Annotated in this window: 26 protein-coding genes; 24 read left to right on the forward strand and 2 right to left on the reverse strand. The window is 63.3% G+C overall.

Annotated features, from left to right (window positions below; genetic code table 11):
* The first annotated feature begins 52 nt into the window (after positions 1 to 52).
* The 5 genes from BP38_RS0103860 to BP38_RS0103880 all read left to right on the forward strand — a co-directional run bounded on the left by BP38_RS0103860 (position 53) and on the right by BP38_RS0103880 (position 5,160).
* Positions 53 to 1,372 carry a tetratricopeptide repeat protein gene (locus BP38_RS0103860; protein WP_026986657.1) on the forward strand — a complete coding sequence of 440 codons (1,320 nt, stop codon included), beginning with the start codon at positions 53 to 55 and terminating at the stop codon, positions 1,370 to 1,372.
* A gap of 8 nt (positions 1,373 to 1,380) precedes the next feature.
* Entirely contained in the window at positions 1,381 to 2,616 is a 1,236-nt protein-coding gene (locus tag BP38_RS18860; protein WP_035723536.1) for an MFS transporter, read from the forward strand.
* A gap of 236 nt (positions 2,617 to 2,852) precedes the next feature.
* The gene (locus BP38_RS0103870) at positions 2,853 to 3,545 is read left to right on the forward strand and encodes an NnrU family protein (RefSeq protein ID WP_035723537.1); all 693 of its coding nucleotides are present in this window, start codon (positions 2,853 to 2,855) and stop codon (positions 3,543 to 3,545) included.
* A 53-nt stretch (positions 3,546 to 3,598) separates the two neighbouring features.
* The gene (locus tag BP38_RS18865) at positions 3,599 to 4,375 is read left to right on the forward strand and encodes an ABC transporter ATP-binding protein (protein ID WP_035723540.1); all 777 of its coding nucleotides are present in this window, start codon (positions 3,599 to 3,601) and stop codon (positions 4,373 to 4,375) included.
* Complete coding sequence (locus tag BP38_RS0103880) at positions 4,372 to 5,160, forward strand: ABC transporter permease (protein ID WP_026986659.1); 789 nt, start codon at positions 4,372 to 4,374, stop codon at positions 5,158 to 5,160. The genes BP38_RS18865 and BP38_RS0103880 overlap by 4 nt, the downstream gene beginning before the upstream one ends.
* 129 nt (positions 5,161 to 5,289) lie before the next feature.
* Here BP38_RS0103880 and BP38_RS0103885 read toward each other — a convergent pair whose 3' ends face one another.
* Positions 5,290 to 5,685, reverse strand: a complete 396-nt coding sequence (locus BP38_RS0103885; protein WP_026986660.1) for a (R)-mandelonitrile lyase — start codon at positions 5,683 to 5,685, stop codon at positions 5,290 to 5,292.
* 363 nt (positions 5,686 to 6,048) lie between these two features.
* Between BP38_RS0103885 and murJ the strand changes: the two genes are divergently transcribed.
* The 7 genes from murJ (at position 6,049) to BP38_RS21635 (ending at position 13,169) form a co-directional block, all read left to right on the forward strand.
* On the forward strand, positions 6,049 to 7,623 hold the full coding sequence (gene murJ, locus BP38_RS0103890; RefSeq protein ID WP_026986661.1) for a murein biosynthesis integral membrane protein MurJ: 1,575 nt from the start codon (positions 6,049 to 6,051) through the stop codon (positions 7,621 to 7,623).
* Positions 7,624 to 7,689: 66 nt separating this feature from the next.
* A complete protein-coding gene (gene trpS, locus BP38_RS0103895) occupies positions 7,690 to 8,718 on the forward strand; it encodes a tryptophan--tRNA ligase (RefSeq protein WP_026986662.1) in 1,029 nt (342 codons plus the stop codon).
* Positions 8,719 to 9,070: 352 nt separating this feature from the next.
* A complete protein-coding gene (locus BP38_RS0103900) occupies positions 9,071 to 9,982 on the forward strand; it encodes a sulfite exporter TauE/SafE family protein (RefSeq protein ID WP_026986663.1) in 912 nt (303 codons plus the stop codon).
* Positions 9,979 to 10,725 carry a TIGR02186 family protein gene (locus tag BP38_RS0103905; RefSeq protein WP_035723542.1) on the forward strand — a complete coding sequence of 249 codons (747 nt, stop codon included), beginning with the start codon at positions 9,979 to 9,981 and terminating at the stop codon, positions 10,723 to 10,725. The genes BP38_RS0103900 and BP38_RS0103905 overlap by 4 nt, the downstream gene beginning before the upstream one ends.
* 41 nt (positions 10,726 to 10,766) lie before the next feature.
* Positions 10,767 to 11,294 carry a universal stress protein gene (locus BP38_RS0103910; RefSeq protein WP_035723545.1) on the forward strand — a complete coding sequence of 176 codons (528 nt, stop codon included), beginning with the start codon at positions 10,767 to 10,769 and terminating at the stop codon, positions 11,292 to 11,294.
* A gap of 130 nt (positions 11,295 to 11,424) precedes the next feature.
* The gene (locus BP38_RS0103915; protein WP_026986666.1) at positions 11,425 to 11,982 is read left to right on the forward strand and encodes a NifU family protein; all 558 of its coding nucleotides are present in this window, start codon (positions 11,425 to 11,427) and stop codon (positions 11,980 to 11,982) included.
* 83 nt (positions 11,983 to 12,065) lie between these two features.
* Positions 12,066 to 13,169, forward strand: a complete 1,104-nt coding sequence (locus tag BP38_RS21635; RefSeq protein ID WP_162175121.1) for a glucosaminidase domain-containing protein — start codon at positions 12,066 to 12,068, stop codon at positions 13,167 to 13,169.
* 43 nt (positions 13,170 to 13,212) lie between these two features.
* Here BP38_RS21635 and BP38_RS18875 read toward each other — a convergent pair whose 3' ends face one another.
* Positions 13,213 to 14,289: a polysaccharide deacetylase family protein gene (locus BP38_RS18875; RefSeq protein ID WP_081816477.1), complete on the reverse strand. Its 1,077-nt coding sequence runs from the start codon at positions 14,287 to 14,289 to the stop codon at positions 13,213 to 13,215.
* 197 nt (positions 14,290 to 14,486) lie between these two features.
* Here BP38_RS18875 and BP38_RS0103930 point away from each other — a divergent pair, with 197 nt between their 5' ends.
* The 12 genes from BP38_RS0103930 to lnt all read left to right on the forward strand — a co-directional run bounded on the left by BP38_RS0103930 (position 14,487) and on the right by lnt (position 24,933).
* The gene (locus tag BP38_RS0103930; protein ID WP_437123988.1) at positions 14,487 to 15,116 is read left to right on the forward strand and encodes a malonic semialdehyde reductase; all 630 of its coding nucleotides are present in this window, start codon (positions 14,487 to 14,489) and stop codon (positions 15,114 to 15,116) included.
* Complete coding sequence (gene tsaB / locus BP38_RS0103935) at positions 15,113 to 15,829, forward strand: tRNA (adenosine(37)-N6)-threonylcarbamoyltransferase complex dimerization subunit type 1 TsaB (protein ID WP_035723548.1); 717 nt, start codon at positions 15,113 to 15,115, stop codon at positions 15,827 to 15,829. Before BP38_RS0103930 ends, tsaB begins: the two co-directional genes overlap by 4 nt.
* On the forward strand, positions 15,826 to 16,362 hold the full coding sequence (locus BP38_RS0103940; protein WP_051608943.1) for a GNAT family N-acetyltransferase: 537 nt from the start codon (positions 15,826 to 15,828) through the stop codon (positions 16,360 to 16,362). The genes tsaB and BP38_RS0103940 overlap by 4 nt, the downstream gene beginning before the upstream one ends.
* Before the next feature lie 186 nt (positions 16,363 to 16,548).
* Positions 16,549 to 16,953: a Ros/MucR family transcriptional regulator gene (locus BP38_RS0103945; RefSeq protein ID WP_026986670.1), complete on the forward strand. Its 405-nt coding sequence runs from the start codon at positions 16,549 to 16,551 to the stop codon at positions 16,951 to 16,953.
* A gap of 102 nt (positions 16,954 to 17,055) precedes the next feature.
* A complete protein-coding gene (locus BP38_RS18880; RefSeq protein ID WP_051608944.1) occupies positions 17,056 to 17,529 on the forward strand; it encodes a Fur family transcriptional regulator in 474 nt (157 codons plus the stop codon).
* Between the two features lie 57 nt (positions 17,530 to 17,586).
* On the forward strand, positions 17,587 to 18,423 hold the full coding sequence (locus tag BP38_RS18885; RefSeq protein WP_051608945.1) for a GNAT family N-acetyltransferase: 837 nt from the start codon (positions 17,587 to 17,589) through the stop codon (positions 18,421 to 18,423).
* A 20-nt stretch (positions 18,424 to 18,443) separates the two neighbouring features.
* Entirely contained in the window at positions 18,444 to 19,334 is an 891-nt protein-coding gene (locus BP38_RS18890; RefSeq protein ID WP_155992225.1) for a lysophospholipid acyltransferase family protein, read from the forward strand.
* A gap of 74 nt (positions 19,335 to 19,408) precedes the next feature.
* Positions 19,409 to 20,818, forward strand: a complete 1,410-nt coding sequence (gene miaB, locus BP38_RS0103965) for a tRNA (N6-isopentenyl adenosine(37)-C2)-methylthiotransferase MiaB (protein ID WP_026986671.1) — start codon at positions 19,409 to 19,411, stop codon at positions 20,816 to 20,818.
* Positions 20,815 to 21,846, forward strand: a complete 1,032-nt coding sequence (locus BP38_RS18895) for a PhoH family protein (protein WP_051608947.1) — start codon at positions 20,815 to 20,817, stop codon at positions 21,844 to 21,846. The genes miaB and BP38_RS18895 overlap by 4 nt, the downstream gene beginning before the upstream one ends.
* Positions 21,843 to 22,376 (forward strand): rRNA maturation RNase YbeY, encoded by a 534-nt coding sequence (gene ybeY / locus BP38_RS18900; protein ID WP_081816446.1) that lies wholly within the window; start codon positions 21,843 to 21,845, stop codon positions 22,374 to 22,376. Before BP38_RS18895 ends, ybeY begins: the two co-directional genes overlap by 4 nt.
* A complete protein-coding gene (locus tag BP38_RS0103980) occupies positions 22,373 to 23,332 on the forward strand; it encodes a hemolysin family protein (RefSeq protein ID WP_081816447.1) in 960 nt (319 codons plus the stop codon). The genes ybeY and BP38_RS0103980 overlap by 4 nt, the downstream gene beginning before the upstream one ends.
* Positions 23,329 to 24,933, forward strand: coding sequence for an apolipoprotein N-acyltransferase (gene lnt, locus BP38_RS0103985; protein ID WP_026986673.1), 1,605 nt, complete (start codon positions 23,329 to 23,331; stop codon positions 24,931 to 24,933). The genes BP38_RS0103980 and lnt overlap by 4 nt, the downstream gene beginning before the upstream one ends.
* The last annotated feature ends 1 nt before the right edge of the window (position 24,934 follow it).

Consider the following 24,934-nt stretch of genomic DNA (forward strand, 5'->3'; position numbering starts at 1 on the left):
TAAGCGGCGTAACAAACGCTGAGCGCCGCCCGCCCCATAGGAAGAGCCTGCCATGTCTCGCGTTGACAGTCGCGACCTGCCTCTCACGACCAATTCCGACCTTGCAGCAGAACGCTATCGCCAGGGTGTGGATCTGCTCCTTTCGGCCTGGCCCGGTGCCGCGGACGTCCTGGACCAGGCCATTGATGCCGACCCAGAATTCGCGCTCGCTCATGCTGCGCGCGCCCGGCTTCATGCCATCCGTGGCGAGATGCCTCACGCCCGAAGGCGAATTGAAGCGGCAGAAGCCATTCTTGGGCGAGACGGAAACGAGCGCGAGCAAAGCCATGTGGCGATTCTGTCCCGTGTCATTGACGGCCAGTCGGCAGCGGCCCTGAAACAGGTCTGCACGCACCTCGACAGCTGGCCGCGCGATATCCTGATCTTCTCCTTGCCCCTTGGCGCCTTCGGCCTCTTTGCCTTTTCCGGGATGGCGGAGCACGACCAGGCGCGGGTGGATCTCTGTGAGCGCCATGCGCAGCACTTCAAAGCCGATGATTGGTGGTTCCTCACCTACCGCGGGTGGGCCCATACCGAAAACGGCAATCTGACCCTCGGACGGGACCTCACTGAGCGCGGCCTGGATCAGCGCACGGAGAACGCGAACGCAGCGCATGCTCTGGCCCATGCGCTTTATGAAGCGGGCGCAATCGAAGAGACGGAAAGGATGATCTCCGAATGGCTGCCAGACTATGATCGCAGCGGAACGCTCCATGGCCATATCGCCTGGCACGCGGCGCTGGCAGCGCTGGAGCGTGGTGATGTCGAGCGCGCCCTGACAGTCTACGCCGATTCCATCCGCCCAGAAGTTTCTCTCGGGCTGCCAATCAATGTCGTCAGTGACACGGCCTCCTTCCTGTGGCGTCTCCAGGCCTACGGCCATGATGTGCCGGAAGGACTGTGGGAGGAGGCGGCCGCCTATTCGGAAGGATACTTCCAGAAGGCGGGCCTCGCGTTCATCGACGTCCACATGGCCATCCTCGCGGCAGCGACCGGTGACCGGTCCGCAGTTGAACGGCGTGTAGAGGCTTTGACGCGCCTGGTCGATTCGGGCGCCCTGGGTGCGGGGCCGGTGGCACCCGCCCTCTGCCAGGCAGTCCTGGCTTTTGCAGAGGAACAGTACAAGGCCTGCATACGCTTCCTGGAGCCGGTCGCGGACGAGGTCGTACGCATTGGGGGCAGCGGCGCCCAACGACAGATGATCGAGGACATGCTTCTCCTCGCCTTCATGCAGGGCGGCGAACCTTCCAAGGCCCGTGACCTTCTTGATCGACGGCTGCATCGTCGCACTTCACCGCGCGACATGCGCTGGCGCGATTCAGTCACGGGATGAGATTCTGAATGTCCAATGCGGAGACCAACGCTGCGAAAGAGCGCGTCCCTGCGGCCCATACCGGTCGGGCCGATGTCCTGAGACTGATGTTTGCCCAGGCGCTTGGCGGCGCAAACGCGGCCATCGTCTATGCAACAGGCGCCATCGTCGGCAATACGTTCGCGCCCAGCAAGGAACTGGCCACCTTGCCAATTACCGTTTTCGTGATCGGGATGGCTGCCTGCACCCTGCCGGCCGGTGCCATCGCCCGGCGTCATGGGCGCCGCGCCGCATTCCTGATGGGCACGGGGTGCGGCGTCATTGCGGGCCTGTTGGCTGCACTGGCGATCGTATTGAACTCCTTCTGGCTGTTCTGCGCAGCAACCTTCTTCGGTGGTGCCTATGCCGCGGTGGTCCTCTCTTTCCGCTTCGCTGCCGCCGACTGTGTCTCGCCGGAGCGCCGCCCCCGGGCCTTGTCGATCGTCATGGCAGGAGGCGTGTTCGCCGGGGTGATCGGACCACAGCTTGTCACCTTCACCATGAACCTGTGGGAGCCCCACCTCTTCGCGGCGACTTTCCTGGCGCAGGCCGTTGTTGCCGCCCTATGCGGATTCATTCTTCTCGGAGTCCAGGTGCCAAAGCCAACGGCGGCAGAGGTCAGGGGCGGCCGCCCCCTCGGGGACATCCTGCGCCAGCCCCGCTTCATCACCGCCGTCATCTGCGGCGTTGTGTCCTACATGCTGATGAACTTCATCATGACGGCGGCGCCCCTAGCAATGCACCTCAACGACCTGTCGCAGGAGATGTCCAATCTTGGCCTGCAATGGCACATCATCGCCATGTATGCCCCAAGCTTCATTACCGGAAAGCTGATCACTCGTTTTGGCGCCGCGCGCGTGGTGGCAAGCGGTTTGGCGTTGACGGCGACATCAATTGCCATTGGCCTCACCGGCGTTGACGTCATGCATTTCTGGCTGACGCTGATCCTGCTCGGTCTTGGCTGGAACTTCGGCTTCGTGGGGGCATCCGCTCTGGTCCTGGAGTGTCACCGTCCCGAAGAAAGGACCCGGGTGCAGTCACTGAATGACTTCGCCGTTTTCGGAACCATGGCCGTCGGATCCTTCTATTCTGGCAGCCTGCTGACAGCCCATGGCTGGGATGTGGTTCTCTGGGTGTCGTTCGCACCGCTCGCCTTCGCGCTGGGGGCACTGGCCCTGAACGAAAGATTGCAGCCGAATCCAGGGGTCAAACAGGCAGGCACCTGATGAATCGCATGGCTCCAGGCGGGCTGTGCCTTGGAAATTCACAAGGGTTTGTCCTCCATGACTCTTTTCTGCCTGTTGTAATCCTCTTTGCGCGCCGCGCTGCGGAGAAACAGGGTATTTTGCGAGCGCAGCCACACGCCATGAGCACAGGCCGGCAGACAGCAAAGCTCCTCGGATGCTCGTTTTACTGCAAGTCTTGTTGAAGTCCTATCAGTCTGCAGCATAGACTGCGCGCCATGGTCGATCTCAACGAACTCTTCGCCGCCATCGTGCTTTTCGTGGGAAGTCACTTCCTGCTGTCCAGTGCCGCGTTTCGCACGCGTCTGCTGGACCGGCTGGGCGAACGTGGTTTCCGTCTGGCTTATTCTCTGGTTGCACTCGTCACCTTCGCCTGGGCGCTGCAGGCCTATGGCGCTGCGCCGCGGATCCCCCTGTGGACACCTGTCCCGGCGCTGGCCTGGGTTCCGATCCTGATCATGCCCTTCGCCTTCATCCTTGTGGTGGCTGGGATGAGCACGCGTGCGGCCACGGCCCTGGGTCAGGAGGAAGCCGCAAAGGCCCAGGACCCTGCACCGGGCATCCTGCGCGTTACCCGGCACCCCTTTCTCTGGGGCGTCGTGCTCTGGGCCGTCAGCCACATCATTGCCAACGGCGACAGCGCCAGCCTGTTGTTGATGGGCGGCTTCCTCGTGCTGGCGCTGGGCGGCATGCATCACATCGACCAGCGGCGCGAAGCAAAACTGGGCGGAGCCTGGGGTCCCATGAAGCTGACCACCTCGGCGGTGCCCTTCGTGGCCATCGCCACAGGCCGGACACGCATGGACTGGCGCGGCATCGGGATATGGCGGCCGGTTCTGGGACTGGCCGCCTATGTAGTCTTTCTCTACCTGCATCCGCTTCTGTTTGGTGTCATGCCCCTGCCGCACTAGATCGGACATGCGGGCGCCCCTCCTGGGGAACCGCCCTGTTCCACACCGGAGTCATGCCCTTGCCGCAACACGACGAGGCCATCCGTGTTCAGGCCCTGAACAAGCATTTCAACGGCGTCGCCGTGGTGAAGGATGTCAGTTTCACCCTGCACCGCGGTGAAACCCTGGCGCTGCTGGGCGCGAACGGAGCGGGCAAGACCACGACCATCTCCATGTTGCTGGGCCTGCTGCTGCCGACCTCGGGCACCATAACGGTGCTGGGCGAGGACATGCTGCGCCACCGCTACCGCCTGCTACAGCGCATGAACTTCTCCAGCCCCTATGTGGACCTGCCGCGCCGGCTGAGCGTGCGCCAGAACCTGATGTTCTTCGCCCGCCTCTACGGCTGTCCCAAGCCCAAGGCCAGGCTTGAGGAACTGGCCCAGGACCTGGATCTCGCGCCGCTCTGGCGCAAGTCGACGGGCAAGCTCTCCTCGGGCCAGAAAACCAGGGTCTCGCTGGCCAAGGCGCTGATCAACGCACCGGAGATCCTGCTGCTCGACGAGCCCACGGCCTCGCTGGATCCCGACACCGCCGACTGGTTGCGCGGCTACCTGCAGGACTATCAACGGCGCAGCGGCACCGCCATCCTGCTGGCCTCGCACAACATGAGCGAGGTGGAGCGTCTGGCCCATCAGGTACGCATCATGCGTGCCGGCGAGATTGTCGAGAGCGGAACGCCGCGCGCGCTGCTGGACCGCCATGGCCGCGCCAACCTGGAGCAGGTCTTTCTGGACATCGCCCGCAACCAGCGCCAGGCCGACAGGACCGTTGAGGAGGCCCTCTCATGACGGGCCGCCTCTACGCCATGTGCCTGCGGCACCTCTACCTGCTGGGCAGTTCCTGGCCGCGCATTTTCGAGCTGATGTACTGGCCGACCGTGCAGATGGTGATCTGGGGTTTCATCACCATGTACCTGCTGCAGCTCTCCTCGGTGATCGCCCAGGCCAGCGGCCTGCTGGTCTCGGCCGTCCTGCTCTGGGACGTGCTGTTCCGCGGCCAGTTGGGCTTCAGCCTCTCGTTCCTGGAAGAGGTCTGGTCGCGCAACCTGGCCAATATCGTGGTCAGTCCGCTGCGCCCCATCGAGTTCATGGCCGCGCTCACCTTCATGAGCCTGATCCGCACGCTGATCGGCGTGGTCCCCGCAGCCCTGCTGGCCATCGTCTTCTACGAGGTCTCGGTCTTCGCGCTCGGCCTGCCGCTGCTGGCCTTCTTCTCCTGCCTACTGGTCCTGGGCTGGTCCATCGGCATGATGGTCTCCGCCCTCATCCTGCGGGTCGGCCAGGGCGCGGAATCCGTGGCCTGGCTGGCGATCTTCCTGATCGCCCCCATCAGCGCCATCTACTATCCCGTGGACGTGCTGCCCCCGGCCTTGCAGGTTCTGGCCTGGGCCCTGCCCACCGCCCCGGTCTTCGAAGGCATGCGCGCCATCCTGCTCGACGGAACCTTCCGGTTGGACCTGCTGGTCCATGCGCTTGCCCTCAACGCCGTCTACCTGGCGCTTGGCATGTTCTGCTTCCTCTACGCCTTCCACGTGGCCCGGCGCCGGGGCCTGCTGCTGCAGGTGGGCGAGTAGGCAGAGGGCCCCTTTCCCTGGCACAGCGACCATCCGGCCCACGCCCGATCTACGGCGCGCCTTACTACGGCTGTTTCCTGTGCGACCCCGATGGCCACAAGATCAAGTCCATGGTTTCGAGCGCCAAAATCAGCCGAGGTAGTCTTCGTCCGAGACCTGCTCCATCCATTCGACGGCCGCACCATTCTGCGGCTCGGCAATGGCAATGTGGGTCATGGCGGTCTTGTCCGTTGCGCCATGCCAGTGCTTCTCGTCCGGCTCGATCCAGACGATGTCGCCCGGCCGGATCTCTTCCTTGGGTCCGCCTTCACGCCGTATCCAGCCCAGGCCTGCCGTGACGAACAAGGTCTGGCCCAGGGGGTGGGTGTGCCACGCCGTGCGGGCACCGGGCTCGAAGGTCACGATGGCACCGCCGACCCGCGCGGGTTCCGGTGCCTGGAAAGGGCTGTCGATGCGCACAGTACCGCTGAAGTACTGGTCGGAACCATTGGCTGACGGCTTCGACCCGTTACGTTGAATATCCAATTGATGGCCTCCGTGACTCTGTGAATCGATTCTGTTGCTCCGTGGCGATGGCGAGCGAATTCAACGCCATCCTCCACCCTGCGGGCACAGTTCCTCGACCGGAATTGCTGTTGGGTGCAGCCAAGCGGACCATGCCGATGACAAAGCGGCAGCAAACATCCGCGTTCCCTCCACTCATGGTTCTTAATTTATGAGTGAAGACCCTATCAGATAAGACCCTATGCACTGCACCGACAATATCCTGGAAATTCATGCCCGGAGATTCATCAATGAGGTGGAAAGACCTCGTTGCATCAATCCAGGGCCTCCGCTCCCAACTCCGGCCTTTCTCGCGGCACGCGGATCGGCTAGACACTGCCTCTTATGGCACTCCTGCGTTCCTTCGCCACGGTCGGGGGGCTGACGGCGGTCAGCCGGGTCCTGGGCTTCATTCGCGACATCCTGATCGCCGCCGGTCTGGGCAGCGGGCCGGTGGCGGATGCCTTCTTCGTCGCCTTCCGCTTTCCCAACCTCTTCCGCCGCCTCTTCGCCGAGGGCGCCTTCAACGCCGCCTTCGTGCCGCTCTTCTCGGCCCGGCTCGAGCAGGAGGGACCGGAGGCGGCGCGGCGATTCGCCGGCGATGTCCTCTCGGTGATGCTTTCGGGCCTGTTGCTCTTCACTGCGCTCTGCCTGGCGCTCATGCCCTGGATCATGCAGGTGATCGCGCCGGGCTTCACGGACAACTCCGAGAAGTTCGCGCTGACCGTGGAACTGACCCGGATCGCCTTTCCCTACCTGCTGGCCATGGTGATCACGGCCCTGCTCGGCGGCGTGCTCAATTCGCTCTACCGCTTTGCCGCCGCCGCGGCGGCGCCGATCATCCTCAACCTCTTCTTCATTGCCGCGCTGACGGTGGCCCTGCCGTATTTCGCCACTGCGCCGGGCCATGTGCTGGCCTGGACGGTGACCCTGGCCGGCCTGGCCCAGGTGATCTTCCTGGCCGTCTGCGCCGCGCGCGCCGGCATGTCGCTGCGCCTGCCCCGGCCGCGCCTGACGCCGGGGGTGCGCCGCCTGCTGGCGCTGATGGTGCCCGGCGTGCTCTCGGCCGGCGTGATGCAGATCAACCTGCTGATCGGAACGATGATCGCCACGCTGCAGGCGGGCGCCGTCTCCTATCTCTACTATGCCGACCGCGTCTACCAGCTGCCGCTCGGCATCCTGGGCATCGGTATCGGCGTGGTGCTGTTGCCCGACCTGTCCCGCAAGCTGCGCGCCGGCTCCGGCGAGGCAGCGCGGGACAGCCTGAACCGGGCGCTGGAATACGCCCTGTTGCTGACCCTGCCGGCCACCTTCGCGCTGGCGCTGATCCCCGAAAGCCTGGTTGCCGGCCTGTTCCAGCGCGGCGCCTTCGACGACCAGGCCGCCCGGGCCACCGGGCAGGCGCTGGCGGCCTTCGCCATCGGCCTGCCGTCCTATGTGCTGGTGAAGCTGTTCCAGCCGGCCTTCTTCGCCCGCGAGGATACCCGCACGCCCTTCCACCTGACCGTGATCGCCATCCTGGCCAACGTGGTGCTGTCGCTGCTGCTGTTCTGGCAGATCGGCTTCGTCGGAATCGCATTGGCCACGGCAATTTCGTCCTGGCTGCATGTGGTCCTGCTGCTGGTGGTGCTGTCGCGGCGCGGATTCCTGGAGCCGGACCGGCGCCTGCTGCAGCGCTGCCTGCGCAGCCTGCTGGCCAGCGCGCTGATGGGCGGCCTGCTGCTGTTCCTGGCGCCGCTGGTAAGCGGGTGGCTCGAACTCGGTCCCCTGGGACAGGCGGCGGCCCTGGCCCTGCTGGTCGGCAGCGGATTGGCTGTCTATTGTCTGGCGGCCCTGTTGCTGGGTGCGGTCACCCTGGCCGAGCTCAAGTCCCTGCTGCGCAGGCGTGGCCGGCAGGAGCCGCCTCAGAGCACAGCTTGACCCCACGCCGGTCAGGGGCGATAAACCGGCCGGTTTTCTTCTTCCAGTGATGATGGTCGCATAAGCATGAAGCGTATCTTCTCCGGCGTTCAGCCGACCGGGAACCTGCACCTGGGCAACTACCTGGGCGCAATCCGCCATTTCGTCAGCCTGCAGCACGACTACGACAGCATCTTCTGCGTCGTCGACATGCACGCGATCACGGTCTGGCAGGATCCGGCCGAGTTGCGCGCCCATACGCGCGAGATCACGGCAGCCTACCTGGCGGCGGGCATCGACCCCAAGGCCTCCATCATCTTCAACCAGAGCCAGGTGCCCGCTCATGCGGAACTGGCCTGGATCTTCAACTGCGTGACCCGCATCGGCTGGCTGAACCGCATGACCCAGTTCAAGGAGAAGGCGGGCAAGCATCGCGAGAACGCCAGCTCGGGCCTCTATGTCTATCCCAATCTGATGGCCGCCGACATCCTGGCCTACAAGGCGACGCACGTCCCGGTGGGCGAGGACCAGAAGCAGCACCTGGAACTGGCGCGCAACGTGGCGCAGAAATTCAACTACGACTACGAAGTGGATTTCTTCCCCGTTATCGACCCCCTGATCCTGGGCAGCGCCACGCGGGTCATGTCCCTGCGGGACGGTTCGCGCAAGATGAGCAAGTCCGACACCTCGGACATGAGCCGCATCAACATGACCGATGACCGGGACACGGTGGCCAAGAAGATCCGCAAGGCCACCACCGATCCTGAACCCCTGCCGGGACCCGATGTGCTGGACGACGCCGGCAACCTGCCCGAGGAGACCCGCAAGCAGCGGCCCGAAGCCTACAACCTGCTGGGCATCTTCGCCACTCTGGAAGACCGCGACATGAAGTCGGTCCTGACCCAGTACGAGGGTGCCCAGTTCTCGCAATTCAAGAAGGACCTGACGGACCTTGCTGTCAGCCGCCTGGGCCCCATCGGCGAGGAAATGAAGCATCTCTTCACCGACAACGAGCATGTGGACGCCGTCCTGCGCGACGGGGCCGAGCGTGCGAATGCCATCGCCGAACCGGTCATCCGTGAGTGCAAGGATCTTGTCGGTTTCCTGCGTCCCTAACGGTTTGTTTCCAACATCCGGTTCCGTTGGAACTGCATAGAGCTCCGTTCAGGATGCAAACCGAAACATCGGAAGTACCCGGTGGCAGGATCACCATGGCACGGGCGCGCGCAGCGGGTGTCCAGTCACTGGTATGGGCTTGACGGATCGGCTACCCTTGACCGATCACAAGACGTGCCGGGCATTGGACTTGGCCGCGGAAGCAGGTAAGTTCGGGTTCGGGCCCAGCGCGTGTCGCTGCAGGACGGCGCGCGTTCGACGCATGCAGGGAGTGCATCTTGATCGCCAGACAACGGCTGCCGGGTACAGAAGTCTCCGCTGAGTCCAGCGGCGGGAGGCCCTGAGCGCCGCTATGCAGATCTACCTGCCGATTGCCGAAATCTCCGTCGACGTTTTCCTCCTGCTCGGACTCGGCTCTGTGATCGGCTTCCTGTCCGGGATTTTCGGCGTTGGCGGGGGTTTCCTGATGACGCCCCTGCTGGTGCTGATCGGCATCCCCCCGGCCATCGCCGTGGCAACCCAGGCCAATCACGTCGTCGCTTCCTCGGTATCAGGCGTGTTCGCACACTGGCGGCGCGGCAATGTCGATTTCAAGATGGGGGCTGTCCTGGTCGGCGGCGGTTTCGTCGGCTCGACCCTGGGCGTCGCGCTGTTCTCGCTGTTGCGCGAAATGGGCCAGATCGACCTGGTCATCAACCTGTCCTATGTGACCCTTCTCTCCATCGTCGGCGGCATGATGCTCTGGGAAGGTGTCCGGGCTTTCCTGCGTCGGCGCAGCAAGCTGGCCCCCGGCAAGCTGCATATCCACACCTGGGTCCACGGGCTGCCGCTGAAGACCCGTTTCCGCAAGTCGCGGCTCTATATCTCCGCCCTACTGCCCTTCGGCATCGGTCTCATGGTCGGTGTCATCAGCGCCATTATGGGTGTGGGCGGCGCCTTTGTCCTGGTGCCCCTGATGATCTACCTGCTGGGTATGCCGACGGCCGTGGTCATCGGCACCTCGCTGTTCCAGATCATCTTCGTATCGGCCAACGTCACCTTCCTGCAGGCGAGCCAGAACCAGACCGTGGACCTGGCCCTGGCCATGCTGCTGATCGTGGGCGGCGTGATCGGTGCCCAGTTGGGGGGGCGGCTCGGGGCCCGCCTGCCCGGGGATACCCTGCGCATCCTGCTGGGAATCCTGGTCCTGGCCGTGGCGGCGCGCCTCGGCTTCGAGCTGGTGGCCACACCCGACGACCTCTACAGCCTGGGGATCGAGCCATGAGGGGACGGCGCCTGATCCTGCTTGTGCTGCTGGTCGCCGGCCTGACCCTGCCGGCACGGGCATTGCCCCTGGTGGCGGATCTTTCGAGCCACCTGGTGGCCATCACCACCGGCTTTACCGGGTCCGAGGTTCTGATGTTCGGCGCCATCGAGGAGCCGGGCGACATCGTCGTGGTGGTCCGCGGGCCCGAAAGCGAACAGCGCGTTATGCGCAAGAGCCGTGTTGCCGGCATTTGGATGAACACGGCCGGCATGGTCTATCGCGACGTCCCGCGCTTCTATGCCATTGCCAGCAACCGCCCCCTGGACGAGATCGCAGAGGAGTCCGTCTTGCAGAATCAGGAATTCGGCGTCTCACGCCTGCGCTTCAGCCCAAAGGACAGCGCCCGCCTGGACCCCGAGGATGCCGGCAAGTGGCGCCGTGCGCTGATCCGCCGCAAGCAGGAGGCCGGGCTCTATTCCCGCAGCACTGGCCGCGTGGCCATTCTCAGCGACCGCCTGTTCCGAACCTCGGTCTACCTGCCGACCAATGTGCCCACGGGCATTTACTCCGCCGAGATCTACCTGCTCCAGGATGGGCAGGTGGTGAATGCCCAGTCCACGCCACTGGCCGTCAGCAAGGTGGGAATCGAGGCGGACCTCTATGCTTTCGCCTACGACCGTCCCGCATTGTACGGTCTCGTTGCCGTCCTGACCGCACTGATGGCAGGATGGTTCGCACATCTGGCCTTCCGGCGTAACTGACCGCATGGCAAGCGCCCTGGCCCCGACAGTGGAATCGGATCATGGATGAAGACAACGACAACAAGCCGGAGACGGCAGCTTCTGCGGACCATCAGACGGAAGGCAACACCGAGCGTGTCATGCTGGTCGTGGTCGACGAGTCCAAGGAGCTTGAGGTCGCCCTGCGCTATGCCTGCCGTCGCGCCCGACACACCGGAGGGCGCGTTGCCCTTCTCAATGTCCTGGAACGCTCGGAGTTCCAGACCTGGCTGGGGGTTGGCGAGCTTCTGGCCCAGGAAGCCCGCAGCGAGGCCGAACAGCTGCTGCAGCGCGCGGCCAAGCGCGTGACGGAACTGGCGGGGTCCATGCCGATCCTCTATCTGCGCGAGGGCGTGACCAACGACGTGCTCTTCAAGCTTCTGGATGAAGAGGACAGCATTTCCATCCTTGTCCTGGGCGCCAACACGGGACAGGGAGGACCGGGCCCGCTGGTTTCGTCCCTGACCGGCAAGTTCGTCGGACGCCTGCGCGTGCCCTTGACCATCGTCCCCGATAACCTGACTGAAGAGCACATCGACGCCATCTCTTGATGCCCTGCATTGCCGTTATGCATGCGGTGAACTTGAACTTCGGCCCAAGCTGCTCCACTTTCCTGTCAGGCCACTCTGGCCAATGATGGTCTGCGAATTTGGTTCGTGGCGAACGCAACAGGGCGACAGAATGTTTATTCAGACGGAAGAAACTCCGAATCCGGCGACACTGAAGTTCATCCCGGGACAGCAAGTCATGGAGAAGGGAACAGCCAGTTTCGAGACGGCCGAGCAGGCACAGGTCTCTCCACTGGCGCGCCGTCTATTCGAGATCGAGGGCGTGTCTGGCGTGTTCTTCGGTCAGGACTTCATCTCGGTCAGCAAGGCCGACGACAAGGAGTGGTTCGTCCTCAAACCCTCCATCCTGGGCGCCGTGATGGAGCACTTCGTAGCCAAGCGTCCGCTTTTCGACGCCGAGACCCAGGACGCCGACGAAGGCCAGGATCACGGCGAGGACACCGAGATCGTCTCGACCATCAAGGAGCTCCTGGACACGCGGGTCCGCCCCGCGGTTGCCCAGGACGGCGGCGACATCGTTTTTCACGGCTTTGATCGGGGCGTGGTGTACCTGCACATGCAGGGCGCCTGCGCAGGCTGTCCTTCTTCGACGGCAACACTGAAAATGGGTATCGAGAACATGCTTCGGCACTACGTGCCGGAAGTGGTGGAAGTTCGCGCCATCAGCTGATGGTTTATACACAGTCTCCACAGCGGTCGATCGGGGCAGATTCGGCCGGTGCGGAGCTATTTGTTCGGGAAAGTACGAAAGCGATGGACGGAATACGGCGGTGGTTCGGCCGCGGCACAGAGGGGCCTGTGCTCGGCCTGGTACTGGCAGTGGGCTTGACGGCCCTGTTTGCGCAATTCGAGACTGGGCAGGACTCGGGCATGACGGCAGGCCTGGACCTGCCCAGCATCAACCCGGTGGATTCGGCCCAGGCACAAGAAACGGAGCCGGCCAGCAAATCGGGCGAGCCCGTTAGGGATCCGGCGCGTCAGACGGCACGCCGCGGCCCTGTGGTCGAGCTGCCAGACCTGACGCAACCCGATTTCAGGAACATCGAGGTTGTCGCGCCGGCCAGCACGAAAGACCTCCAGAGCAATTTCGAACGTATTGACTACCGCCTCTCGGATGTACGTGAAGGCCAGGCTGAGGTTCCCCGGGTCTATGTGACCGGCCTGCCGCGTGACCTCGACGAACTCTCCTCGGTGGACGACAAGAAGCGCGCTTTCATCCGCAGTATCCTGCCACTGGTGCTTCTGGCCAACCAGGAGATCGAGGAGAAACGCAGCCATATGCTGGCCCTGTTTGATAAACGCGAAGCCGGTGAGACCCTGGAGGCCGGCGAACAGGCCTGGCTCGACGAACTGGGCGAGCAGTACGGTGTCGAAGACAGCAATCCGGAAGCCCTGAAGCGGCGCGTCGATGTTGTCCCCGTCAGCCTGGCCCTGGCCCAGGCCATCGTGGAAAGCGGCTGGGGAACATCACGTTTCGCCCTGGAAGGGAACGCTCTTTTCGGACAGCGCACCTGGGGCAAGGCCTCCCAGGCGCTCGTCCCCAAGTCTGACCGTGCGGTCCGCGTTCAGGCCTTCGAGGACCTGATGGCCTCGGTGCGTTCCTACATGCACAATCTGAACACGCACGCCGCCTATCGCGGCTTCCGGCATCAACGGGCCGAAGCCGTGGCACGCAAGGACACACTCGACGGTTATGACCTGGCCGCGCAGCTGGAGGCCTATGCAGAGATCAACAATTATGTTGATAAGCTGCGTGGGCTGATCCGGGCCAATGACCTGCGCGAGCTGGAAGCGGCGCGACTGGACGAAAGCAGCAGCTTCTACGCCCGTCTACGCGCGTTTGAAACCGGCCGCTGAGCCCCGGGACGGCCTCCGTTGTCACGGCTGTTGACGACAGCTATCAGTTCTCGGGGACCAGGAACTGGCGACCGAACCAGCGCCAGCGTCCACTTGCAATCGGCAGCGTGCAGTTCAGGCGCGTGCGTCCCTGGGCCAGTGGACCGTCAAAGCGCAACTCGATGCGACGTTCGAGTGTTTCCAGCTTAACGTCGGGACCGCTGCTGTAGCAGGACAATTGATCCAGGGGGCCGGCAGCTTCGTCGACCGTGAAACCGGCAACCGGTGGATTGTCCTCTTCACTGACCAGCGGGTTCGCGGGCGTTACGTCCCTGACCGGAAGCGGCAGGGCATTAAGTATCGTATCCAGGCGCTCCGGGTCGCTGTAGTTCTCGTTCAAGGCAAAGCGCGGAAGGTTGAAGCGGTTCAGCGTGACACCGACCGCGCCCGAATGCTGACCGAAAGCTGCCGTGAAACCGGCGTTTGCGACCAGCTCCTGCACCTCCGTGGAGCTTTCGCCATAGGGATAGGCGAAAAGCGCTGGAACCTGACCCAGCTCCTTCTTGAACCGTGCGTTGGCGCGTCGGATTTCCTCTTCGTTCCGTTCCAGGCTTTCCTGGGGCATGCTGGGGTGAGAGGCCGTCTGGTGCCCGATGGTGACCAGGTCGCTTTCGGCCATCTCACGCAGTTCGTCCCAGGTCATGTAGGGGGCCGTTTCCCGGTCAAGGACATCGGTGGCCACGAACAGTGTAAAGGGCAGACCGGCTGCCTCGAGGCGCGGCCAGGCTTCCGTATAGACCGAACGATAGGCATCATCGATGGAAATGGCCACGGCATGCGCGGGCAAGGGCGTTTCCGAATCCAGGGCCGAAACGATCTCCGACAAAGCCAGGACCTCGTAAGGCCCGCTTTCCAGCTTCTCCAACTGTGCCTCAAACTGATCAAGGGTCACATTGGTGCTGGGATAGTCGCTTTCCCCGAAACGGTGGTACATGAGCACATTCGCGCCCTTGTTCAGCTCGGCCTCGCTTACCTGCGCTGCAACCGGAGAGAGGGTGCAGAACGCGAGGACCAGCCCGAGCGTTCCCGCCCGGCAAGTCGCTTTTGGTCGGACAGGTCCTGTTTCACAGTCGTGCTTCATGATCCGGAAAGCCCCCACTGGGCACGGCCGAACGAAAGCCCGTCCTGGCCTTGCCACTGTTTCAACCTTCAAACTACGTCAGTGGCCCACGCAGCGACAAGCCTTCAAAGGTAGATCTTGCCCTTTTCCGACTGTGGCACCACGTGCCACCTGTGCCCAAGCGACCAACTTTCAGCACAGGAAAAGGAGACACAAAGGTGGAAGAAAACATGGATGCCGCGGACGCTCCCGAATCGAAAAGCCTCGACCAGGAGGCCCTGGACCAGATCTTCCTGCAGGCGCGCACCCATAATGCCTGGCAGGATCGTCCCGTCCCCGACAGCCTGCTGCAACGTCTCTGGAAGACGGCGTGCATGGGACCGACCAGTGCCAACTGCCTGCCCATGCGCCTTGTCTTCGTGAAATCCGTGGAAGCCAAGGAACAACTGCGCCCCCACTTGGCCAAAGGGAACGAGGACAAGACCATGAAGGCACCGGTCACAGCCATCATCGGCTATGACACGGAGTTTCATGAACAGCTGCCGCGCCTCTTTCCCCATGCGGATGCCCGCTCCTGGTTCGCCGGTGACAGCAAGCAACAGGCCCGGGAGGAAAACGCCTTCCGCAATGGCAGCCTCCAGGGCGCCTACCTGATCATTGCCGCGCGCGCCCTGGGACTGGATTGCGGTCCCATGTCGGGTTTCAACAAGGAAGGGGTGGACAAGACCTTTTTTGCCGGTACGACAGTACGCTCGAACTTTCTCTGCAACCTGGGCTACGGCGATCCCTCCGTACTGCATGATCGCCTGCCACGCCTTGAATTCGACGAGGCCTGCCGCATCGCATGACTGCTTCGACATCCGCTTCCCGCGTCATCCTTGCCATTGACACCTCGGGCTCCGCTGGGTCTGCCGCCCTGGCCCGCGATGGCCGTGTGACAGCCGCCCGATTCGAGATTCGCACACGCGGGCATGCGGAACGCCTGTTGCCCATGATCTCCGAAGTGCTGGAAGAGGCCGAAACAGGCTACAGCGACATAACGGGTCTGGCCGTGAGCGTGGGGCCCGGCAGTTTCACCGGCGTGCGCGTCGGGCTGGCCACGGCCCGAGCGTTTGCCCTTGGCCTGGACTGCCCCCTGCTCTGTCTGGACAGCTTTAGCCTGCTCGCCGAACAGGCGCACGAAGCAGGCTACAACCGGACTGCCGAAAACTCCCCCCTGGCGGTCCTGATCGACAGCCGGCGTCAGGACTTTTTCCTGCGCAGCTACGCGCCAAGCGGAGAACCGCTGGGACCGCCGCTCAGCTGCACACCCGAGGAGCTGGCTGGACAACTGCCAACAGCACACCCCTGGCTTGCCGGAGATGCCGCAGCGCGTGCAGCAACTTTGCCGGGCCTCGAGATGACCGCCGGCAGGGTCCTGGAGTCGGTATGCCACTGCGATGCGCGTACGCTTGCGCGCTGGGCCAGTAATCCTCGTGCCCAGGAACAGAGCCTGCCGGCCGCACCGCTCTACCTGCGCGCCCCGGATGTCAGCTATCCCAACAAGGTCGCGGCAAAATGAGACCCGGCCCCATTGGTCAGGAACACCTCCAGACGCCCCCCTTCCGGATTGTCACCGGGAGTGAAGCCGACCTGCCGGAGATGGCGACAGCCCATGGCCTCTGCTTTCCGGAAGACCCCTGGAGCCAGGAGACACTGCAGAGCCTTCTGCAACTGCCGGGATATCGCCTGCGCCTGGCGGGTCCGCCCCAGGCATCAGGTCCCGACGCGACAGCCCCCACGGCAACACCCACGACGCTGTCCGGCTTCTGCCTGTTCCGCACGGCTGCGGACGAAGCGGAGATCATTACACTGGGCGTGACCCCACAGACCAGGAGATGCGGCCTGGCAGGCGCATTGCTGCAGGATCTCTTCAGTCAGGCTCGCCAGGCCAATGCCCGCCATCTGTTCCTGGAAGTAGCCGAGGACAATGGATCAGCTGTTGCCCTCTATTTGAAGGCCGGATTTACCGTAAAGGGACGCCGTCCGGGTTATTACGACCATGGACGGCCGCAACCAGTGGACGCTCTGGTTATGGAGTATCATCTTTATTAGTTTCCCAATTCTTGCTTCTATTTTCCTTGATTGTCAGCAAGAGGACTTTTCCCTTCCCCACACAAATCACCCTGAAATGTGACAAAAGCGCACAAAGAGAAAAATACTTGCTGCAACAGAAATGTGTATTGTCATCCAAGAGAAAGATTATATATAAAGGCTCGAAACTGTTAAAGAGAAAGAGCGATGAGCGAAGAGCCAAAAATCAGCGAACTATTATCACTGACCAGCAACATAGTCGCAGCCCACGTTTCCAATAATGCCGTGGCACCTGCTGACGTACCCGGCCTGATTCGCGAGGTCTATTCGACCTTGGCAAATGTAGGCCAGGATACTGTGAAGGAGCCCGAGAAGCCGACCCCGGCCGTTGCAATCAAGAAGTCGATTACGCCCGACTATCTGATCTGTCTTGAGGACGGCAAGAAGCTGAAGATGCTCAAGCGGCACCTGAAGACGGCCTACAACATGACGCCGGAAGAATATCGCGAGAAGTGGGGACTGCCGGCCGACTATCCCATGGTTGCTCCCAATTACGCCCGGCAGCGCAGCAAGCTGGCCAAGGACATCGGTCTCGGCAAGCGTGCAAAGTAATCCATCGCTTCCCGCCGGCAAGGCCGCTCAGGAAATCCATTGCGTAGCATCCCCCCGTTTCGGCTATAATGCCTATGGATCAGGGAAAGCTGCGAGAAGGTGATGCCGGAACGTATTGAGCAACTTTGCGCCGAACGCGGGCTGAAAATGACCGAGCAGAGGCGCGTCATTGCACGCGTCCTGTCCCAGGCCACGGACCATCCCGATGTCGAGCAGCTCTACCAGCGTGCCTCCGAAGTGGACCCGCGCATCTCGATTGCAACGGTCTACCGCACTGTCAAGCTGTTCGAGGAATCCGGTATTCTGGAACGCCACGACTTCGGCGACGGGCGCTCGCGTTACGAAGAGGCGACCGAGGACCATCACGATCACCTGATCGATATGCAGAGTGGCGACGTCATCGAATTCTACAATGAAGAGATCGAACGTCTGCAGCAGGAAATCGCTCACAAGCTCGGCTACCGCCTGATCGATCATCGCCTGGAACTCTATGCGGTCAAGCTGAAGGATTGGGAAAAGGACGGGCCCATTCAGGAATCCGAGGCGAGCGTGAAACGCCGCAGGCGTGTGGGCTGATCCGTGGGGCATGCCGCAGGGGACAGCCGGGATTTTGTGAACAGGGAAAGCGATAACATGGAGTTGACAGCGGACGGATTGCCGCGGCCTGTCGATGTGAAGTCCAAGGACCTGCATATTCGACTGGCCGAGACTCCGGACGAGGTTCGGCTTGCACAACAGCTGCGCTATCAGGTTTTCGTCGAGGAAATGGCGGTCGTGCCCTCGGACGAAATGCGCCGCGAAGGCCGGGAATTCGATTCCTATGACCCCTACTGCGATCACCTTCTGGTTTTCGACAACTCTCCCGACGCCTCGCCACAGAAAGTGATCGCCACCTATCGCTTCATGCGTCGTGAGCAGGCGCGCAAGGCGGGTCAGTTCTATACCCAGGGCGAATACGACATCTCGCCCTTGCTGGATTATCCCGGCGAGATCATGGAACTTGGGCGTTCCTGCGTTCATCGCGATCACCGCACCGGTATCGGCATGCAGGTGCTCTGGCGCGGCATTGCCGCCTATGTCATGCACTTCAACGTGGACCTGATGTTCGGCTGCGCCAGCCTGTTCGGCACCGACGTGGACAAGCTGGCACTGCCGCTCGCCTATCTGCACCACAACCACATTGCGCCCGAGAACCTGCGCCCGCGCGCCCTGCCCGAACTCTACACCGACATGAACCTGCTGACGTCGGAGGAGATCGATGCGAAGGCAGCCCTGATGAGTCTGCCGCCGCTGATCAAGGGGTACCTGCGCCTGGGTGGCTGGGTCGGCGACGGTGCCGTGGTCGATCATTCCTTCGGCACGACCGATGTCTGTGTCGTGGTCAAGACCGATGGCGTGACCGAGAAATACCGCAAGCACCTGACCCGCGGCGAGGGCGAGACACGCCCGACCTCCGGTGAGGGACACTGAGGGATGTGGGTACACGGACAGTGAGTGCCACGCCGACCGCTGCCCTGGGATCTCCCCTGCTGTCCTTGCGGCGGATCCTGCTGTTCACGATCTTCACCCTGGTCCTGCTGCCCGTTCAGGCCGTTCTCGTCGCGCTGAGCGCGGACAGGGCGCGCGATTTCCCCTACTGGTACCATCGCCAGGTCTGCCGCATCCTGGGCATCGAGGTGCAGCGCCGCGGCCAGCAGTCCGAAGACGCCCCCACGCTGTATGCCTGCAACCACGTCTCCTACCTGGACATTCCCGTCCTGGGCCGCTGCATCAAGGGCAGCTTCATTGCCAAGGCCGAGATCGCGCACTGGCCCTTCTTCAGCTGGCTGGCCAAGCTGCAGCGCTCGGTCTTTGTCGAGCGCCGTTCAAGCCGCACGGCCGATCACAGGGACCAGATCGCAAGCCGCCTCGAACAGGATGACAACCTGATCCTCTTTCCCGAAGGCACAAGTGGTGACGGCAACCGCGTCCTGCCCTTCAAGTCCGCCCTCTTCTCGGTGGCCGAACGGCGTCCTCACGACCAGCCCTTGACAGTTCAGCCCGTCTCCATCACCTACAGCCATCTCGACGGACTGCCGCTGGGACGCTTCCTGCGGCCCTATTTTGCCTGGTACGGCGACATGGAGCTGCCGGACCATGCATGGCGGGCCCTGGGCTTGGGACGCCTGACCGTCATCGTGGAATTTCATCCACCGGTGACGCTGAAGGACTTCGGCTCACGCAAGGCCCTGGCCCAGCACTGCGAGGCGATGGTGTCGACCGGTGTCATGCGGGCCCTGACGGGCCGCGAACCCGAGGATGAAAGTCGCGACGAACGGGACGACAGCCTGGAAGACAGCGAGAAGAACCCCGACGAGGATGCCGGCGTTGTCGCGCGCTGATCTCTGGTGCTAATGTGTAACCATGGTGGGGTCGGGAAATCCGCCACCCCCCAAAGAACGATGCGAGTTGGAGTGTGACGAAGGGCCTCTACATCAAGACCTACGGCTGCCAGATGAATGTCTATGATTCCGCCCGCATGGCGGATCTGCTGGCGCCACTTGGCTATGGCGACGTCGCGCAGCCCGAGGCAGCCGACCTGATCATCCTGAACACCTGCCACATTCGCGAGAAGGCCAGTGAAAAGGTCTTTTCGGAGTTGGGACGTCTGCGCCATTTCAAGGAACAGGCGGCCGCCGACGGCCGGCAGATGCTGCTGGCCGTTGCAGGCTGTGTGGCCCAGGCCGAAGGCGAGGAGATCGTCCGGCGTGCGCCGCAGGTGGACATGGTCTTCGGTCCCCAGACCTATCATCGCCTGCCGGAACTTGTGGCGCGCGCCACCGAGCATGGCGAACGCGGCCTGGTGGACACCGACTTCCCGGTGGACTCCAAGTTCGATTCCCTGCCTGAAGAGCATCTGGGCGACGAAGCCTCGGCTTTCCTCTCGATCCAGGAAGGTTGCGACAAGTTCTGCACATTCTGTGTCGTACCCTATACGCGCGGTGCCGAATTCTCGCGCCCTGTCACAGCCATCGTCGCCGAAGCCGAAAGCCTGGCCCGGCGCGGTGTGCGCGAGGTCACGCTGCTGGGCCAGAACGTCAACGCCTATCATGGCGAGGGACCCGACGGACGAACCTGGGGCCTGGGCCGCCTGTTGCGCCGTCTGGCCGAGATCGAGGGGCTGGAACGCCTGCGCTACACCACGTCGCATCCGCGTGATGTCGACGATGAACTGATCGCCGCGCATCGCGATGAACCCAGGATCATGCCCTTCCTGCACCTGCCGGTGCAGTCCGGTTCCGATCGCATTCTCGAGGTCATGAACCGCAAGCACACGGCCGATTTCTACTACCGTGTCGTGGATCAACTGCGCACGGCCCAGCCCGACCTGGCCTTGTCCTCGGATTTCATTGTCGGCTTCCCGGGCGAGCGCGACGAGGATTTTGCCGACACTTTGAAGCTGGTCACCGATATCGGCTTCACCCAGGCCTATTCCTTCAAGTACAGCCCGCGTCCCGGAACTCCGGCTGCGGATATCGCCGAGCAGGTACCGGCCGACGTGGCCTCGGAACGGCTGGCCACGCTGCAGAACCTGCTGAACGAACAGCAGATGGCCTTCAACCGGGCCCTGGTAGGGCGGCGCATGCCAATCCTGCTCGAGCGGCCGGGCAAGTATGAGGGCCAATTGATCGGACGCAGCCCCTACATGACCTCCGTGGTCGTGGAGGCCCCGTCCCGGCTGATCGGGCAGTTGGTGGACGCCGACATCCATGAAGCCCATGCCAACTCACTGAGCGGCTCCGTTGTCACGAGAGAGCCCGGAGACGGCATGTCCCCTGCCGCAGCCAGCGGCGAGGCAGAGAGCGAAACGAGGGCCACAGCTTGACCGGCGATCCGCTTCAGATCGAATTCGACGACAATTCTCTGCTGCCGCTGCTGTTCGGCCAACACGATGAAAACCTGGTGCGCCTCGAACGCCAGCTGGGCGTCTCACTGTCCTCTTTCGGCAACCTCGTTACCGTCAGCGGACCGGAAGACTCCCGCATGGCGGCCAAGCAGGCACTTCAGGCCCTCTATCAACGCCTGAAGAAGGGCATGGATGTGGACAGCGCCGAGGTGGATGCCGCCGCCCGCCTGGCCTCAGGGCGCAGCGCGGAAGGTTCCGAGACTTCACTGAATGCAATGCACGGCGGAGACTTGAAGCTGATCACGCGCAAGCGCCACGTCACTCCGCGTTCGCCGGGCCAGATCGCCTACGTGAAAGCCTTGCTGTCCAATGAGCTGGTCTTCGGCATCGGGCCGGCCGGTACCGGGAAGACCTATCTGGCCGTGGCCACGGCCGTCAGCTTCCTGATGAAAGGTCAGGTCGACCGCATCATTCTCTCACGCCCCGCGGTGGAGGCCGGCGAACGCCTGGGTTTCCTGCCCGGCGACATGAAAGAGAAGGTCGATCCCTACCTGCGGCCGCTCTACGACGCCCTGCATGACCTGATGCCCGGCGACCAGGTGGCGCGGCGCATGGAAACGGGCGAGATCGAGATTGCGCCCCTGGCCTTCATGCGCGGGCGCACCCTGTCCAATGCCTTTGTCATCCTGGACGAGGCCCAGAACAGCACGCCCGTGCAGATGAAGATGTTCCTGACCCGCCTGGGCGAGAATGGCCGCATGGTGGTGACCGGCGACCTCAGTCAGGTGGACCTGCCACGCGGCCAGCCCTCGGGCCTGCGCGATGCGGCCTACCTGCTGGCACAGCTTGACGGTGTCGGTTTCGTGCAGTTCACGGATACGGACGTGGTCCGCCATCCCCTGGTCACCCGGATCGTGCGCGCCTACGAGAACCGGGATGCCGGGGGCACGCGGGAAAAGGACCTCTTCGAACGCTCACCCCGGGGCCAGGAGGTCGAGGAGTCATGAACGACGAACCTCCAAGTCCCTCGGGACTGACCGAATACGCCCGAGACATCGACATCATCCATGAAAGCGAGGCCTGGCAGGCGGCCCTGCCGGAGGCAGATGCGCTGTTGCACGAAACGGTCCTTCTGGGACTGCGCGGACTGGAGGAGAACCTGGAGGTCTGTGTGGTCCTGGCGGACGACCTGCTTCTGCAGGAATTGAACCGGAATTTCCGCGACAAGGACCGGCCCACCAACGTCCTCTCCTTCCCCAGCGACGACCTCCTGCCCGACGGCATGCGCCTGCTGGGAGATGTCGTGCTGTCCTATGACACCTGTGCAGATGAAGCCCGCGAACAGGGCAAGAGCCTGCGTGACCACGCACGCCACCTGACCCTGCACGGTGTTCTTCACCTGCTGGGCCATGATCACGAAGCGGCGGAAGACGCCGAGGAAATGGAAAGACTGGAGGTAGAACTGCTCGCCGAACTGGGCGTTGCCAATCCCTATGCGGAAGGCACGCGCGAGCCGGCGGGAAAAGGCGAACCATGAGCGGACAAGAAACGACTTCAGGCCTGTCTGACGACACAACGAACGGTTCCAACGGATCCTCTGACGAATCCGGAGGGCTGGCCCGCGCCCTTGGCTGGATCATGGCGCGACTGCGCGGACGCAACGGCGAATCCCAGCAGTTGCGCGACACCCTGGAAGAGATCATCGGGGAAATCGACGAGAACGACGAGGAAGCCAACTCGCCGATCAGCGGTCACGAGCGCATGCTGCTGGCCAATGTCTTCAAGCTGCGCCACCTGACAGCCTATGACGTGATGGTGCCGCGCGCCGATATCGTGGCCGCTCCGCTTGAGACTGGCTATGACGAACTGGTCGAGATGCATGCGGAGGCCGGGCACAGCCGCCTGCCCGTCTATCGGGATTCCCTCGATGACGTGGTGGGCATGGTTCACATCAAGGACGTGATCACAGGCACCCGCGAGAAGTCGCGATTTCGCCTGGCCAATATCCTGCGGCCCATCGAGTTCGTGGCCCCCTCGATGCGTGTCCTCGACCTGCTGCTCGAGATGCGGGTCAAGCGCAGCCACATGGCCCTGGTGGTCGATGAATTCGGTGGCATCGATGGCCTGATCACCATCGAGGACCTGGTCGAGGAAATCGTCGGCGAGATCGACGACGAGCACGACGAGCAGGAAGCCCCCAAGATGACCTGGCGTCAGGATGGCACACTGGTCGCCGATGCCCGCACCCCTATCGAGGACTTCGAGGAGGAAGTGGGCGCGATCCTTTCCGAGGATGAACGCGAGGAGGATATCGACACCCTGGGCGGACTGGTGTTCTACTTGGCCGGACGCATTCCGGCGCGCGGGGAACTGATCCATCATTCCGCCTCCGGAATCACCTTCGAAGTCCTGCAGGCCGACCTGCGACGCATCCGCCGGCTTCGCATCCGAGACCTGCCGAACACCCCGCAGGGAGCGGACACGGACTCGTGAACAGCAGCACCTCGACGAGCAGTCGGCAGGCTTTCGCCGGCTGGCTGGACAGCTGTGCGAAGCGCCTGCGCGACCTCACTGGCTGGCGGCGGGCCGGGCTGGCCATACTCCTCGGCGCCCTCTCTGCCACGGCCTTCGCCCCTCTGTATCTGGTCCTGCTGCTTGTCCCGGCCTACAGCGGCCTGCTCTGGCTGCTCGATGGCGCACAGCGGGACCGCCAAGCCGTTCTGATCGGCTGGTGCTTCGGGTTCGGCCAGTTCGTCGCCGGTCTCTACTGGATTGGCATTGCCATGACCGTGGACCTGGCCAAGTTCGGGTGGTTCATGCCGGTTTCCGTGGGGGGGCTTTCGGCCGGCCTCGCGCTTTTCCCGGCATTGGCCATCTGGGCCACCTGGCGCTTCGGGGACCACGGGACCAGCCGTGTCCTGTTTCTGGCTGCTGCCTGGCTGGCTGCGGAATTCCTGCGTTCGGTCCTGCTGACCGGCTTTCCCTGGAATCTTTTGGGCTCGGCCTGGGCCTTCAGCTCCATCCCCTTGCAGGGTGCGGCCCTGCTGGGTGTCTGGGGCCTGTCCGCCCTGACGATACTGGCCGCCGCAGCGCCGGCCCTGCTGGCCGGTCCCTCACGCTCTCCAAGAGGCGGCCGGGCCGTCCTGGCTGCCTTCGGCGCCATCCTCCTGCTTTGGGTGGGTGGCTTCGTTCGTCTGCAGGCCGTGCCCGAGCCGGGCAGCGAGATGCAACCCGACAGCCGGTTGCGCCTCGTGCAGCCCAGCATCTCGCAGCAGGACAAGTGGCGCGCCGATCGGCGCGAGGACAATCTGCTGCAGCACATGCGCATGTCCATTGCCCAGTCAAATGAGCGGATAACCCATTATCTCTGGCCCGAGACGGCGGCGCCCTACTACTTGAACCGACAGCCACAGGTCCTCTCCGCCCTGCAGGACATCGTCCCCCCAGGCGGAGCCCTGCTGACCGGGGCCATGGCCCTGGACGGATCGGAAGATACTCAGGAACTCTACAATTCGATCTTCGTCGTGACACCCGAACAGGGAATCGCCGAGCGTTTCGACAAGTTCCACCTGGTCCCTTTCGGCGAGTACGTGCCGCTGCGCAGCCTGATCGACATGACCAAGATCACCGAGGGCACAATGGATTTCTCGCCTGGACCCGGGCCATCCATCCTGGAGGCACCGGGCCTGCCGCCGGCAGCACCCCTGGTCTGCTATGAAGTGATCTTCTCGGGCCGGATCGTGGACCCCGACTCACCGCGCCCCGAATGGATCTACAACGTGACCAACGATGCCTGGTTCGGACAATCCTCGGGACCTTACCAGCACTTTGCAGCGGCCCGACTGCGCGCCGTGGAAGAAGGCCTGCCGCTCGTGCGCGCCGCCAACAACGGCATTTCCGCCATGGTCGACCCCTATGGCCGCATACTGCAGCGCCTGCCGCTGAATGCGGTGGGCATCATTGACACGCAACTGCCCCGTCCCGCCGAGACCCCGCCGCCCTACGCGCACCTGGGCCGCTGGTCCGTCGCCATCCTGCTCGTCCTGCTGCTCGGCAGCAGTCTGGCCTTTCGCCATCGCGGCGCGAAAGAATGAC

This window comes from Fodinicurvata fenggangensis DSM 21160 (assembly GCF_000686045.1).
Classification (GTDB): domain Bacteria; phylum Pseudomonadota; class Alphaproteobacteria; order Kiloniellales; family DSM-21159; genus Fodinicurvata; species Fodinicurvata fenggangensis.